At 61.6% G+C, this 13,596-nt stretch carries 16 protein-coding genes; 10 read left to right on the forward strand and 6 right to left on the reverse strand.

Annotated features, from left to right (window positions below; translation table 11 throughout):
• Nucleotides 1–29: 29 nt before the first annotated feature.
• The 4 genes from uvrB to NUX07_RS02795 all read left to right on the forward strand — a co-directional run bounded on the left by uvrB (nt 30) and on the right by NUX07_RS02795 (nt 3,698).
• Nucleotides 30–2,225, forward strand: a complete 2,196-nt coding sequence (gene uvrB / locus NUX07_RS02780; RefSeq protein ID WP_265528662.1) for an excinuclease ABC subunit UvrB — start codon at nt 30–32, stop codon at nt 2,223–2,225.
• A gap of 118 nt (nt 2,226–2,343) precedes the next feature.
• The gene (locus tag NUX07_RS02785) at nt 2,344–2,487 is read left to right on the forward strand and encodes a hypothetical protein (protein WP_265528664.1); all 144 of its coding nucleotides are present in this window, start codon (nt 2,344–2,346) and stop codon (nt 2,485–2,487) included.
• 49 nt (nt 2,488–2,536) lie between these two features.
• The gene (locus NUX07_RS02790) at nt 2,537–3,133 is read left to right on the forward strand and encodes a hypothetical protein (RefSeq protein WP_265528665.1); all 597 of its coding nucleotides are present in this window, start codon (nt 2,537–2,539) and stop codon (nt 3,131–3,133) included.
• A gap of 79 nt (nt 3,134–3,212) precedes the next feature.
• Entirely contained in the window at nt 3,213–3,698 is a 486-nt protein-coding gene (locus NUX07_RS02795; RefSeq protein ID WP_265528666.1) for a hypothetical protein, read from the forward strand.
• A 79-nt stretch (nt 3,699–3,777) separates the two neighbouring features.
• Here NUX07_RS02795 and NUX07_RS02800 read toward each other — a convergent pair whose 3' ends face one another.
• Both NUX07_RS02800 and NUX07_RS02805 read right to left on the reverse strand, forming a co-directional pair.
• Nucleotides 3,778–4,176: a DUF1761 domain-containing protein gene (locus tag NUX07_RS02800; protein ID WP_265528667.1), complete on the reverse strand. Its 399-nt coding sequence runs from the start codon at nt 4,174–4,176 to the stop codon at nt 3,778–3,780.
• Nucleotides 4,177–4,197: 21 nt separating this feature from the next.
• The gene (locus NUX07_RS02805) at nt 4,198–4,800 is read right to left on the reverse strand and encodes a TetR/AcrR family transcriptional regulator (RefSeq protein ID WP_265528668.1); all 603 of its coding nucleotides are present in this window, start codon (nt 4,798–4,800) and stop codon (nt 4,198–4,200) included.
• A gap of 266 nt (nt 4,801–5,066) precedes the next feature.
• Here NUX07_RS02805 and NUX07_RS02810 point away from each other — a divergent pair, with 266 nt between their 5' ends.
• Complete coding sequence (locus tag NUX07_RS02810) at nt 5,067–5,213, forward strand: hypothetical protein (protein ID WP_265528670.1); 147 nt, start codon at nt 5,067–5,069, stop codon at nt 5,211–5,213.
• A 15-nt stretch (nt 5,214–5,228) separates the two neighbouring features.
• Here the strand turns inward: NUX07_RS02810 and NUX07_RS02815 are convergent, their stop codons facing one another.
• Both NUX07_RS02815 and NUX07_RS02820 read right to left on the reverse strand, forming a co-directional pair.
• Nucleotides 5,229–5,360, reverse strand: a complete 132-nt coding sequence (locus NUX07_RS02815; protein ID WP_265528672.1) for a hypothetical protein — start codon at nt 5,358–5,360, stop codon at nt 5,229–5,231.
• Between the two features lie 29 nt (nt 5,361–5,389).
• Entirely contained in the window at nt 5,390–5,836 is a 447-nt protein-coding gene (locus NUX07_RS02820) for a hypothetical protein (protein WP_265528673.1), read from the reverse strand.
• Nucleotides 5,837–5,966: 130 nt separating this feature from the next.
• On the opposite strand from NUX07_RS02820, the gene NUX07_RS02825 reads away from it, so the two are divergent.
• Complete coding sequence (locus NUX07_RS02825) at nt 5,967–7,295, forward strand: hypothetical protein (protein WP_265528675.1); 1,329 nt, start codon at nt 5,967–5,969, stop codon at nt 7,293–7,295.
• A gap of 43 nt (nt 7,296–7,338) precedes the next feature.
• Nucleotides 7,339–7,914, forward strand: coding sequence for a hypothetical protein (locus NUX07_RS02830; protein ID WP_265528677.1), 576 nt, complete (start codon nt 7,339–7,341; stop codon nt 7,912–7,914).
• Here the strand turns inward: NUX07_RS02830 and NUX07_RS02835 are convergent.
• On the reverse strand, nt 7,911–9,455 hold the full coding sequence (locus NUX07_RS02835) for a TIGR00341 family protein (protein ID WP_265528679.1): 1,545 nt from the start codon (nt 9,453–9,455) through the stop codon (nt 7,911–7,913). The genes NUX07_RS02830 and NUX07_RS02835 overlap by 4 nt on opposite strands.
• A gap of 93 nt (nt 9,456–9,548) precedes the next feature.
• Nucleotides 9,549–11,396, reverse strand: a complete 1,848-nt coding sequence (locus NUX07_RS02840) for an autotransporter domain-containing protein (RefSeq protein WP_265528681.1) — start codon at nt 11,394–11,396, stop codon at nt 9,549–9,551.
• Nucleotides 11,397–11,670: 274 nt separating this feature from the next.
• On the opposite strand from NUX07_RS02840, the gene NUX07_RS02845 reads away from it, so the two are divergent.
• Genes NUX07_RS02845 through NUX07_RS02855 form a run of 3 tightly spaced genes read left to right on the forward strand, consistent with a single transcriptional unit; the run spans nt 11,671 to nt 13,596 of the window.
• Entirely contained in the window at nt 11,671–12,255 is a 585-nt protein-coding gene (locus tag NUX07_RS02845) for a glycoside hydrolase family 108 protein (protein ID WP_265528683.1), read from the forward strand.
• A 22-nt stretch (nt 12,256–12,277) separates the two neighbouring features.
• Entirely contained in the window at nt 12,278–12,691 is a 414-nt protein-coding gene (locus tag NUX07_RS02850) for a holin family protein (protein ID WP_265528684.1), read from the forward strand.
• Nucleotides 12,688–13,596 carry an alpha/beta hydrolase gene (locus tag NUX07_RS02855; RefSeq protein WP_265528686.1) on the forward strand — a complete coding sequence of 303 codons (909 nt, stop codon included), beginning with the start codon at nt 12,688–12,690 and terminating at the stop codon, nt 13,594–13,596. Before NUX07_RS02850 ends, NUX07_RS02855 begins: the two co-directional genes overlap by 4 nt.

Raw genomic sequence — 13,596 nt, forward strand, 5'->3', positions numbered from 1 at the left:
GCGGGCCAATCCTGACCATATCCACGCGCATGGCAATCCAAATCCGCACCTCGCTGGAAGAGCCGGAAACCGGCCAATCCTTCGTCCCGCACCGGCCCGAGCGGCCGGAAAAGGCCGAGGGTGGCAAGAAGTTCGTGCTCAAGTCGGACTACGAACCGGCGGGCGACCAGCCGACGGCAATCAAGGAACTTGTCGAAGGCATTCGCGACGAGGGCGAACAGAGCCAGGTGCTGCTGGGCGTCACCGGATCGGGCAAGACCTTCACGATGGCCAAGGTGATCGAGACGCTGCAGCGCCCGGCGCTGGTGCTCGCTCCCAACAAGATCCTGGCGGCGCAGCTGTACGGCGAATTCAAGGCCTTCTTCCCCGAAAATGCGGTCGAATATTTCGTCAGCTATTACGACTATTACCAGCCCGAGGCCTATGTGCCGCGCACCGATACCTACATCGAAAAAGAAAGCTCGGTGAACGAGGCGATCGACCGGATGCGGCACTCGGCGACGCGCTCGCTATTGGAGCGCGACGACGTCATCATCGTCGCCTCCGTCAGCTGCCTTTACGGTATCGGGTCGGTCGAGACCTATTCGGCGATGACCTTCATGCTGAAGAAGGACCAGAGCGTCGACCAGCGCGAGATCATCCGCAAGCTGGTGGCGCTCCAGTACAAACGCAACGACAGCAATTTCGCGCGTGGGTCATTTCGCGTGCGCGGCGACAATCTGGAGATATTCCCGTCGCACTACGAAGACATGGCATGGCGCGTCTCCTTCTTCGGCGACGATATCGAGGAGATTCTCGAGTTCGATCCTCTGACGGGCAAGCCCGGGGCCAAGCTCGATAAGGTCAAGATCTACGCGAACAGCCACTATGTGACGCCGGGGCCGACGCTCAAGCAGGCGAGCGAGGCGATCCGTCACGAACTTGCAGAAAGGCTGAAAGAGCTGGAGGCTGAGGGCAAGTTGCTCGAACGCCAGCGGCTCGAGCAGCGCACCAATTTCGATCTCGAGATGATCGCTGCGACGGGCAGCTGTGCGGGCATCGAGAATTATTCGCGCTTCCTCACCGGTCGTTTGCCGGGCGAACCGCCGCCCACCTTGTTCGAATATCTGCCCGAAAACGCGTTGCTGTTCGTCGACGAAAGCCATCAGACGGTGCCGCAGATCAGCGCTATGGCGCGGGGCGACCACCGCCGCAAGATCACGCTGGCCGAGCATGGCTTTCGCCTGCCGAGCTGTATCGACAATCGCCCGCTGCGGTTCAACGAATGGGACGCGATGCGCCCGCAATCGATGTTCGTTTCGGCAACGCCGGGGCCATGGGAGATGGAGGAGACGGGCGGCGTCTTCTCCGAACAGGTCATCCGTCCTACCGGCCTCATCGATCCGCCGGTCGAGATCAAGCCGGTGGAGGATCAGGTCGACGATCTGGTCAACGAAGTGCGCAAGGTCACCAAGGCGGGCTATCGCACGCTGGTGACGACGCTCACCAAGCGAATGGCCGAGGACCTCACCGAATACATGCACGAGCAGGGCATCAAGGTGCGCTACATGCACTCGGACGTCGAGACGCTCGAGCGCATCGAGCTGATCCGCGACCTGCGCGTCGGGGTCTACGACGTGCTGATCGGGATCAACCTGCTGCGCGAAGGGCTCGACATTCCCGAATGCGGGCTGGTCGCGATCCTCGATGCCGACAAGGAAGGCTTCCTGCGTTCCGAAACCTCGCTGATCCAGACGATCGGGCGCGCGGCGCGTAACGTCGACGGGCGCGTCATCCTCTATGCCGACCGCGTGACCGGCTCGATGGAGCGCGCGCTCAACGAGACGCAGCGCCGCCGCGAAAAACAGCTCGCCTACAACGAAGAGCATAATATCACGCCGGAATCGACGCGCCGCGAGATCGCCGATCTTCTCAAGGATGTGAAGGAAGCGACCGCGGCTGGTGCCGACCATCCGTTGCCTGACACCCCGCCGCTCGCGGGCCACAATTTGCGCGCCTATATCGGCGAACTCGAAGAAAAGATGCGCAAGGCCGCCGCCGATCTGGAGTTCGAGGAAGCTGCGCGGCTGCGCGATGAAATCCGCAAGCTCGAAGATGACGAACTCGGCATCCCCGATGGCGAAAAGACCGCGCCGCTCGTCGGCTTTTCGAGCGCGGGCAAGCCTGGCACGCGCAAGACCCGATATGGCAAGACGCGCTACAAGAAGATGGGCGGGCGACCGTAGGGCGGCTTGTCCCAATAATCGTAGACCGTAATTGATACCAACGCCTAAGTTGCCTCCCGAAGGGAACCGACCAGACGCATAAGCATTTCATATCCAAACGCTTTTACGGATTTGGAACATGAGAACGATTGCTTATGGCGCTTTGGCGGTGATTGCCGTCGTCGGCCTTGAATTTGGTCCCGGACTGGTGGCGCACGCCAACGCCGATGCGCACGACGGTGATGTCGTGGTCGAATATGCCGACATGGGCTCGGTCGATTAAGCCGCAGCGCCACTAGAGAAAATTCAGACTTTCAGGGTAGGGTGGAGCCATGAACCGGCTCGGCCCCGACCCTTTATTGCCCTTGCTCCAGAAGGAGCTGGCCATCGGCGAACGCCTGCGATGGCACGGACGCCCGCGCGAGGGCGCCATCAAATGGGCCGCGTTCGGCATCTGGCTGTTCGCGATCCCCTGGACCGCGTTTGCCCTGTTTTGGACTTTCATGGCTTGGAGCGGCGTCGACAGCATGGGCGGCGATGGCGCGGACGGCCTGCTAAAATATGCCTTTCCGCTGTTCGGCGTGCCCTTCATTCTTGTCGGGCTGGCGATGCTGGTGGGGCCGATCGTGGGCCTGTTCGCATCGACCGATCGCATCCATGGCATCACCGATCGACGCATCATCACGCTGACCAAGGGCAAGGGTGATTTCGTGCGGGTGAAGTCGCTGCAGGCCCGGCACATTGGTCCGATCGAGCGCTGGGAAGGCAAAGCGGGTCGCGGCAAGATCACCATCGAAACGCACAGCACGACCGACAGCGATGGCGATCGCCGGACCGAAACGGTCAATCTCATCGGCATCGATGACGTGAAGCGCGTGGGCGAACTGGTCCGTGAGCTAAGTCGGGAACCAGACGCAAATAACGCTTGATCTGAAACGTCGGCTCGCCATGAATATGCCAGAGGCCAGGGGGCTTCAGTCAGTATCCAAACCGGGGAACCAATCAAACATGAAGAAAATGCTTTTCGCCGCTACTGCGGCGCTATCGCTCGTCGCCTGCTCGAGCTCCAACAACATCGTTATGGTGCCCAACACCAGCGATTACGCCGCTTCGGCGGTCGCGCTAGAATATGATGGCGGCACCGTCGAAGTCGAAGATGGCAAGGTCGCGCTGCTCGAAAAATATCTGCGCAATCACCTGTTCGATGATGGCTCGGCATTTGCCGAAGGCATGAACGGGCTGACGATCAAATACGGCTTCATCGGCTACGAAGAAGGAAGCCAGGCAGCGCGCTACCTGGCCGGTCCGATCGCAGGCGGTGCCAAGATGGTCATCGTCGCCGAATTCTTCGACGCCGAGGGTAACAGCCTGTCCAAGATCCAGTCGGAAGGCACCGTCTCGGGCGGCTTCTTCGGCGGCGATAGCGACAGCGCGATCAACGGTGCGGCCAAGAAGATCGCCGGCTATGCGAAGGAAAACTTCGCGGGCGAATAATCAGCCGACAATTGACGCATAATGGAATGGCCGGGGCATTCGCCTCGGCCATTCTCATTTGTGGATCGAGATTAGCAGATCAATTGAACGCGCCGATGATCGCGCCGAAGATGGCAAATTGCAGCGTGTGGTAGCCGCCGTTGATCAGCCACAGCCCGAGCGGCCGCCCTTCAAACAGGTACGAAATGCCAAAGCTCGCCGCGACCCAGAACAGGCCGGCGACCAGTCCGTACATGGCCCCGGTCGCGACATCGACCTCGTTGCCGAGAAAGGCCGCAAACGCGATGACGGCGACCAGGTTGAGCACGAATGCCAGGCCATAGACCTTGGGCATCATGCTCTTGCTTTCCTCGATCATCTGTTCGGTGATGCCGACATGCGCCATCCACTTCTTGCCGAACAACGGGCCATACCAGATGCCGCCCAGAACAAAGGCCGATACCGCGGCCACGATGATCGCAATCCAATTCAGTTCCATGATATTTTCCCCCTTAGTTGATTAGGCCGATATGCGTTTTTCCTGACGCATCAGCAGGTCGAGATGCTTACGCAGTACCAAGACGTTGCGGTCGAACAGGCCGATGTCGCGGTGCGCGCGCGCCTGCATGATTCCGCCTTCCATGATGGTCAGGATGAATTCGGCGAGCGCGCGCGTGTCGGTATCGGCAGGCAGGCGATCCGATGCGCCCTTGAGACATGTTTCGACCGCGTCGACCCAATTGTCAAAGTTGGCGGCGATCAGCTCACGCACCTGTGGATCGGGCTCGGATATTTCGAGTGCCAGGTTCCCGATCGGACAGCCATGGGCATAGTCAGAGGTCACCAGCATAGTGCGGTAGCCATTGAGTAGCGCGAAAATGCGCTCGACCGGATCGTCCACGCCGGTCCAGGCGTAGCTGAGCAGATTTTCCTCGATCCCGTCGCGATAATGTTCAAGCACGGCGACGAGCAGATCCTGCTTGCCCGGGAAGAAGTGATACAGGCTGCCCGAGTGCAGCTGGGTGCGCGAGAGGATATCCGCGATCGACGTGGAATTGTAACCTTTCTCCCAGAACAGCTCTTGGGCGGCTTCAACAATCCTACGGCGCGACTCACGGTTCATGACGCGAGCGTATCATTGAGTTGAACGTTCAATCAAGAGCGCGGACTTGAGGTAAACAGCGGATGGGCGCAGCGTGTACGGCCATGTGGTGGTTGGCTCTCATTGTCGTTCAGGATGTCGGCCCGGTAGATCCGGACCGCCCGCGTCCATGCCCTGAAGCGCAAGAGGACGAGGTGCTGGTGTGCGGTGATCCGCCGCCGTCACCCTACCGCCTAGCCCCCGACTTACGACGACCCCGGCCAATCAATCGACAAGGCGATTACACTGTGATCCGCGAGCGCATGCGCTGGATCGAAGGCGATCCGATGGATTATATGGGCTATTGCAGCCCCGTTGGCCCCAATGGCTGGCAGGGCTGCATGTTCGAGGAATGGAAGCGCCAGCGGCAGAACCAGAAAGGCATGGCCTACTGATCCTGCGCTCCGCGCCTATCGCATGACGCCTGCCCGATCTTGCTTGCGCGCATAATAAAGAAGTCCCGCAGCGATGACGATGACGACGATCGGCATGATTGCGACGATCCGCAAATGCGTCGGCGCCCTGGCGGTCATGTCATCCATCATTAATACCACTCCTTATGGTGGCGAGGTCAACGCAACACGCCGCGCGCTGCCATGGCACGGCTGTAAAAGTAGAGGCCGACCGTCACCACGACGATGACGATCGAAAAGACGATCATGCCCGGGCTTTGCAGTTCCTCGGGCGTTTCGACGAAGAGGAATTGGGCAATCGACGTGCCGATCAGGCCGATGATCGACAAAAGGAAAGCGGTGACTGCATGGCGGCTGCGAAACAGCAGCAATAGCGAACCGATGAAGGCGCCCCAGGTGCCCAGAGCCCAAAAGCCATGCGCCCAGACGGGGAAGCTTTCGATCCAGCCGATCATGACGTCATAGTCGGCGCCCGACATTTCCAGATAGGCGCGGTTGCGCAGTTGGCTCATCGTATAGTCGATGACCCCACCCGCGTTGAAGATGAGCGTGAGTACGCCAACCACCCACAGGTGCCACGGCGCTTTTGTCGTCTGTTCGATCATGGATATCCCCCTCCTGCGATCAGGAGGAAGACTATGTCGCCTACCCGTCATTAGGCAAGCGGCTTGTGTTCTGGCAGTCCGAGCTTATCGATAAGTCTTCGTATGTAGCGTAGTTACCCAGGGGGCATTCATGAAAAATAGCTGGTTGGCAGGCGCCGCGGCGCTGGCGGTCATGTCGTGCGGCGGCGGTTCGGGCGGTAGTTCAGGCGGCGGCGGTGGCGGCGGTTCGTCCAACAGCCCGCCGACCTTTTCGCCCCCCGCCACAGTCGACTTTGTTGAACAGGCAGAGGAAGATATTCTGACCTTGTCGGCGAGCGATCCTGATGGCGACAACGTCACCTTTACGGTCGCCGCGGGCAAGGATGGCGAGTTCTTTACGATCGAAGGCACTGCCCTCTACTTCAACCAGGCCTTGAGTTTCGAGACCCCGCGTGATGCCAACGGTGACAATGTCTATGAGGTAGACATCGTTGCAAGCGACGGCACGGCCAGCGTCACGCGCACGATTGCGGTCACGATCACCAATTCCAAGGAAGGCATCCAGACCGTACGACGTATCGACATTTGCCCGGGCAGCCAGGCTACCTCCTCTTCCTGGATATCGGATGTCGAATTTCTCGTAACCTGCCGCAATGGCCGGGCGATGAGCTACGATATGAATAGCCAGACCGCCAGCCTGATCGTCGACGTGAGCGTCGATCGGCCCGGTGAAGCGCTGAACGCGGGCTATTATTACGATGCGTTCTTCCGGCGCTTCTTTTTCACGACGCAAGAGAGTGGCGGCACCTGGCGGTTGCACAGCTACAAGGTCAATTTCCCGGCTACCGGGCGGGAAGTGAGCTATGAAGCTCAACTGCTGGAAGAAAATCTCACTGCCAGCACGTTTTTGCGCACGTCAATGTCGGACTGCTTCAATAACGAATTGTGTGTGTTGGCAGGCGACACGCAAAGCGGCACCTTCACGAATGCGCTGACCGTTTTTACTCTGGATGAAATCCCCGGCGGCGATTTGTCTTGGAGCAGCCAGACGCAGCTGTCGGGTCTGGCCTGGCCGGGTGATCTAACGCGCGTGGAGCGCCGCTTCTTCATCACTATGCGCGATAATTCGCAGATCGGACGTTATGAGTTTGACAGCGATAGCTACACGGATGAAGCGCAGCTCTACAATTTCTCGAATGCCAGTGCGCTGCGACCGATCGAATATTATGCGGGCGGCACGCTCTTCAGTCTCGTCGACTATATCGTAACGGGCGACGAATTCGGCCAGATTTTGACCGTGCCTCGTGGGGCCCTTCAAGATGGCATGCTGGACGAGGTCGGTGTCGAGAACCGGACCTTGGATTTCGAGCCCGATACGGGGCCGTTTGGCGCCATCGCTTCGATCGAGAACAGGCTCGACCGGCTATTTATCATCGAGGTCGGCAACGGCACACTTTACGAGGTCACGAGCACGCTATAGCGCGCGTGCTTCACATATGCGTCGAAGGGGCTACATAGGAGGCATGAAACATAGCCTCCTTCCCATCGCCGCCCTTCTCGCTGTTTCTGCCTGTGCGCGGGTCGAGCCGATCGACATGAACGAAATTGGGGAGGTCGAACCCGGAGCGATCGAAAACGCGGTTGCTGAAGCGGCACCGGGGCTCGATGGCGGGTTGGGCTGGGTCATCGAGGGCCAGAGCGCTACGTACGGGCCGCCAGAAGGTGCGCAGCTCCTGGCGTTTGCGTGTGAGAATGGATCGCTCGAAGTCACGCGCTTCGCGGCAAGCACGAGCGGTGCTGGCACGCTTACCTTCGGTGCGGGGGAAGCCTTGGCGTCGGTGGCCGTGGCAGCCGATAACCAGGCGGTCGAGAACCAGCGCTATGAAGCGTCGCTTGCGCCTGGCGATATCGGCGATGACCTGGTCGCGGTATTTGCCGACGGCACGCCCATCAACGTTACGATGACCGGCGTCGAACCGCTGATCGTGGCCGCGGACGCTGCGGTCGGCAGCCTTATCACCCAATGCATTGGCCGCGAGCAACCGCCCGAGGCTGTGGCGCCTGCCGATGCGGCCGCCGCGACCAATATAACCAGCTAGTTTTCCAGCGCGTTCCAGGTGACACGGATGGTGTCACCGTCATCCTCCACGGTGCGCACATTCTCGGCGCCCGCCGCTACCATGGCGGTGCGCGCTCTCTCTACTTGCTCGGAGGGGCCGGTCAGCGTGATGCCATTGTCGCGCCGCGCCGCTGCCCACGCCGCCAGCCTTACCGCCTCCGCATCGAGCACGCCGTCGTCATTCCAGCTGATCGGCGGGATCGGACGCAGCGGCGGCACGACCTGGACATCCCAATCGGGCGCGGTCGCTGCGACGCGGCGCTCGAGTTCGCGGTAAGCGCCCAACGACGCGCCATCGATGATGCGCGCGCGTGCAAGAGCGCGGCGGTTGTCGCGGTCGATCGTGATCTCGTTTGCTTCGCGCCCCGTGACCAGTGACAGGTCGCGGCGCAGGCTGACGATGCGCTGCTCGGCGGCCTCCGCGGCCTCGCGGTTACGCGCCGCGGCGAGCTGCTCGGCCTGCGCGTCTGCAGCGTTGGCGACGATCAGCTGGTTCAAGGTCAGGTCGACCGGCTCTCCGATCGACGCCGACACCCGTTCTTCCACTATGCGCTCGGCATTTGCGCTGAAGCGCGGCGTGTTGACGACGGCGGTCACGGCAATCGGGTCTGCGGACATGTCGACATTGAATTCCGCGAGATAGCCGCCGACACTGCGAAACTCGCTCGTGATGCTGTTGCGCGCCAGCGTGGTCGTGCGGGTCTCGCGGGCGATGCCGAGGAGCGATATCGTGAGCGGAATGGCGAGCAGGATCAGGACAAACAGGATGCCAAACGACTGCCATTGGCTGCGCTTTTTCGACAGGTTCGTGCGGAACCCGTAAAGACGCGCCATCACGGCAGCGCCGGCCGTTATGGTCACCAGGTTGGTGATGAACAGCATCAGTGCGCCGCCAAAGACTGGCCAGTTCAAGGTGGCAAGCCCGAAGCCGACGACGGCGAGGGGCGGCATCAAGGCCACCGCGATAGCAACGCCGACGATCGTGCCGCCGCGCCCGCGGATCATCGCGTAGGCACCGGCCAGCGCCGAAAACAGCGCGACGCCCAGATCGAGCAGACTGGGCCTGGTGCGGCCGGCAATTTCGGGGGTGATGGTCTGGATCGGACTCATCCAGGTAATCAGCGCGGAAATGAGGATCGCGGCAATCACGCCGACAAACAACGTCCTGCCGCTTTCGCGCAGCCATTTGACGTCCCAGATGGCAATCGCGAAGCCGGCACCGATGATCGGACCCATCAGCGGCGACAACAACATCGCGCCGATGACGACGGCCGTCGAGGGAATGATCAGGCCGAGTACCGCGATCCCCGCCGACATGCTGGTCATGAAGACATAGCGCCCGACTAGCTCGCATTCTTCCTTGGTCCGGCGGATGACGTCGAGCTGGTCGACAGTGGCGACGAAGGTCCGCCGCCACCATTGGCGCGCTGCGGCGAACAGTTTCAACGTTTCGCGGTCGCGAATACGCAGCTTTTCCGGATCGGTCGCCGCCGGTTCGGCCGTGGGTGCATCAGCGCTCATGGCGCGCTTTTAGCCCAGCTTTTGGCGCAAAAGAATAGGGGCGGTGCACCGAAATGCGCCGCCCCTATTCTTCAATTCAAAGTGGGAAGCTGGTTAGAAACCGATCGAGAGCGAGAGTGCCGCGCTCGATTCTTCCCCATTATTCTTGCTGATGGTCGTCGACAGCGAGGCATCGATATGGATCGCGCTCGACAGGCCGGCGGTCAGACCGACGGCGAGGCGGCCGTAGGGATCGCCATCGTCGCCCTCCACCATCCAGCTGTTGACGATGCCGGGGCTCGACGTTTGCGAGAAGGTGAAGTTGCGATCATCGCTGTTGAGCTCCGCTTCGATGCCGATCATGCCGTGCGGGCGCAGGATCGCTTCGCCCATGCCGGCATCGCCGCGAATCTCGAGGCCCAGCAGGCCGCGGGTCGAGCTGTAGCTGATGTCATCGACGATCAGGTTGAGCGCCGGGTCGCCGCTTTCGGTATAACCGTCGACGTCGACGCGAGCATAATCGATCGCCGCGACCGGTCCGACGCGGATGCCGCCGGTCCCGAAGAGGTAGCCGACCTTGCCCCCTGCGACGATATGATCGCCGTCGGTTTCCGCCGTGCGGCCAAGGCTCTGGATGATACCCGCGCGCATCAGGTCATGATCGGCGGTCCCGATGCCGCCATAAGCCTGGAGGAACACCGGGCCGAGCGAATAGACGCCGTAAATGCCACCCGAAATGCTGGTCAGTTCGGCTTCCGCGCCGCTCGGGCCGGTATATTCGCTGTCGGGGACGCCGTAGCGACCCATGAGGCCGATCTTGCCGGTGCCGAAGCCATATTCGAGGCCACCACCAACGCCGAAGCCCTGAATCTTGAGCGGGTCGGTATCCATCGTCATTTCGCGCGACGTCGAGAATGCGTCGCCGCCAACCCAGAAGGTGAGGCCGTCGGCGGTTTCACCGTCACGCGGGCTGGGCGTGTCCATGCGGTTCTTCATGGCAAGGCCAAGGCCGCGCGCATCGGCCATCGCCAGTTCGGACGATGCCGAAAGGGTCAGCGGGGCGCTGAGTTGCGCGGCGACATATTCGCCGAGCACTGCGAAGCCGGCAGACGTCAGGTGCAGCTGATCGAAATAGAACAGATACTGATTGGCAAGCTGCTGGTCGACAATGCAGCTGGTGTCGGCGGGGCAGGCTTCGCCGATGAAACCGAATTCGGAGAGATTGGCGTTCACGTTTGCGCCCACCAGCCCGATGTCGAGCGCATGGACCATGACGCCCTGGCTGGCCAACGTGCCGAGATAGGGCAGGGTCGCTGCGTTATAGGCCGCCGAAAAGGCCGAGCGCACCGCAGTGCCGCCGACAAGGTCGCTTTCGGGCAGCGTGCCGCTGTCGCCGTAAAGCCAGCTGATATTGCGCGCGCCGGCGTTTACGAGCGCGCCGACGCCAGCATTGGCGGCTGCGGCCGAGGCCTGCGCCGCGACCGTGGCACCGGCGACCGTGCCGCCGTTAAGCTGGTAGAAGCGTGCATCGTTGCCGCCGATGTTTATGGCGACGAGGTCATTTGGACCGAAGGTACCCGAACTGGTCGGGAAGGCACCGCCGCCGCCAGAAAGGAAGATGCCGACTTCACTGGGGAAACCCGGAATGCCGCCCGAGGACGGGGGCAGGCCGCCCGAGTTGGTGTTGCCGCCGACAGCGCGCGCGCCGCCGATCGCATAGTTATCCACCGGCACGTCGAGCAGCGCCGAAAGCGTGTCGATATAGTTGGAGCCGCCCGAGAAGCGACCCGTCGTGTAGGCACCTGTCGTAATCGGGTCGACCCCGATCAGTTCGAACAGGTTGCCGTCGTCGGCATAGCTGTCGCCGAAGGCTATGACGCGATCGACGCGCTGGGCCTGTGCTGGCGTGGCGGCAATCGCGGCAGCCGCGATGATCGTGGTGGCTAGAAGCTTGGTCTTCATGAAAGGTCACCTCTCCTGGAGGGGCGTTATCGCCCTCATAATGATGCCGATTCTTTTAGCTGACCGTGACAGCAACACAAGTGACGCGAAAGCCACAACTGACCATAGAGTCAGTTGGGCTCGATGAAGGTACGATGGCGGCGAGCTTCGGGTTCGAACCGTTCATCCTGTCGCCGGAGCATTCGATCGCGGCTTGGAGTGGATAAAATTTCTGTCCTACACCTAACCAAATAGGTTATTGCATTCGCGACTCGTAGGGTTGGCGGAGAGCAAAATGCGTAAATTGGGTAATGAAGCGAGCAGCACGGCGCTAGCCGACGGGCTGATCGAAGCCGTGATCGAGCGGGAGGGCGGCTATATCGATCATCCCGACGATCGCGGTGGGCCGACGCGCTTTGGCATCACGCGAGCAGTCGCGCGCCAGCACGGCTTTACTGGAGCCATGGATGCATTTCCGCGCGAAGAAGCCGTGGCGATCTACCGGCGCCTCTTCTGGTTGCGTCCAAAATTTAATGAGGTGGCCAGGCGCGTCCCGCGCATTGCGGCGGAGCTGTTTGACACCGGCGTCAATATGGGCCCCGCCGTCGCCACCGGCTTTCTCCAGCGCGCGCTGACCGCGCTCAACCGCCAAGCTAGGGATTATCCGGATCTGGTGCCCGACGGGAGGATCGGTCCCAAGACGCTGGCGGCGCTCGACGGTTATCTCGACGTGCGCGGCGAAAGCGGCGGCGAGACCGTGCTGCTGCGCGCGCTCGAGGCGCTGCAGGGGGAGCGCTACCTCAAACTCGCCGAGCAGCGTCCCGCCAACGAGAGCTTTCTCTACGGCTGGCTGGCGAACCGCATCGGCCAGCTCGGCTGACCCCCATCGAAGGAGAGACATCATGAGCATCATCGACACCATCATCGGCCCGGTGGCCAAGATCATCGACAAGATCATTCCCGACAAGGAAGCCCGCGACCGCGCCAAGCTGGAATTGCTGCGCCTGCAGGGCGAACAGGAATTGAAGGAACTGGAAGTTTCGATCAGCGCGATCGTCACCGAGGCACAGTCGAGAGACCCGTGGACCAGCCGCGCCCGCCCCAGCTTCATGTATGTGATGTACACGCTGATCCTGTTTGCCATCCCCATGGGTATCGTCAGCGTTTTCAGTCCTGAAACCGCGACCGGAATTTCGTCCGGAATGACTACCTATTTGCGCGGCATCCCCGAAAGCCTCTATGCCCTCTTTGGCACGGGCTATCTCGGCTACACCGCTGCGCGTACCTACGGAAAGGTGAAGGGCGTCGAACGATGACACGAATGATGCGGCTCAAACGGCAGGCACAACGCCGCGCGCGCCGCATCGGTATCGCGGGTGAAAAGATGCTTTCCAACCTCGAGCGGATCGGGGTCAGTCCGGCCAGTTTGCTCGACGCCGGCAGCCGGTTGGTCGGCGATCCGTCGCGGCATCTTGCGCATGGAGTTGCCTACGGCCCCGATGCGCGCCAGCGGCTCGACATCTGGGCACCAAAGGAAGGGGACGGGCCGTGGCCGGTCGTCGTCTTTTTCTATGGCGGCGGCTGGGTGACCGGGCACCGCAGCGAATTCGCCTTTGTCGCGCGCGCGCTGGCGACCCGGGGCTATCTGGTGGTGATGCCCGACTATCGGCTCGCGCCGACCTCGCGCTTTCCCGATTTCGTCGAGGACGGTGCCGATGTGCTCAAGTGGGTGGAAGAAGACATTCACCTCTACGGCGGCGATGCCGATCGGTTGGCGATCGGCGGCCATAGCGCGGGCGGACATCTGGCGGCGCTGCTGCTGCTCGATCCGCGATATCTGGAAGCGGCCGGCGTCTCGCCGCGGCTGCTCAAGGCGGGCGTGCTCCTTTCCGCGCCATTGGATTTCTACCCTTTTTCGGACCCGCGCCCGATTGCGGCGCTAGGAGAATGGCCCAATCCCGAAGAAACCCAGCCGATCACTTATGCGCGCGGGGATGCCCCGCCGATCTTTATCGCGCACGGCAAGAGCGACATCGTCGTGCGGGCGCGCAACAGCCAGCAGATGGCGCGCGCGATCGAAGCCAAAGGCGGCGCGGTGGAGCTGAAAATCTACGATGGGGCCGGGCATAGCGACCCGATCAAGGCGTTCAGTCCGATCTTCCGTAAGCGGATGACGCTGCTCGATGACGTGACGGACTTCCTAGAGCGGCGTATTGGGTGA

This window comes from Sphingomicrobium marinum (assembly GCF_026157105.1).
GTDB lineage: Bacteria > Pseudomonadota > Alphaproteobacteria > Sphingomonadales > Sphingomonadaceae > Sphingomicrobium > Sphingomicrobium marinum.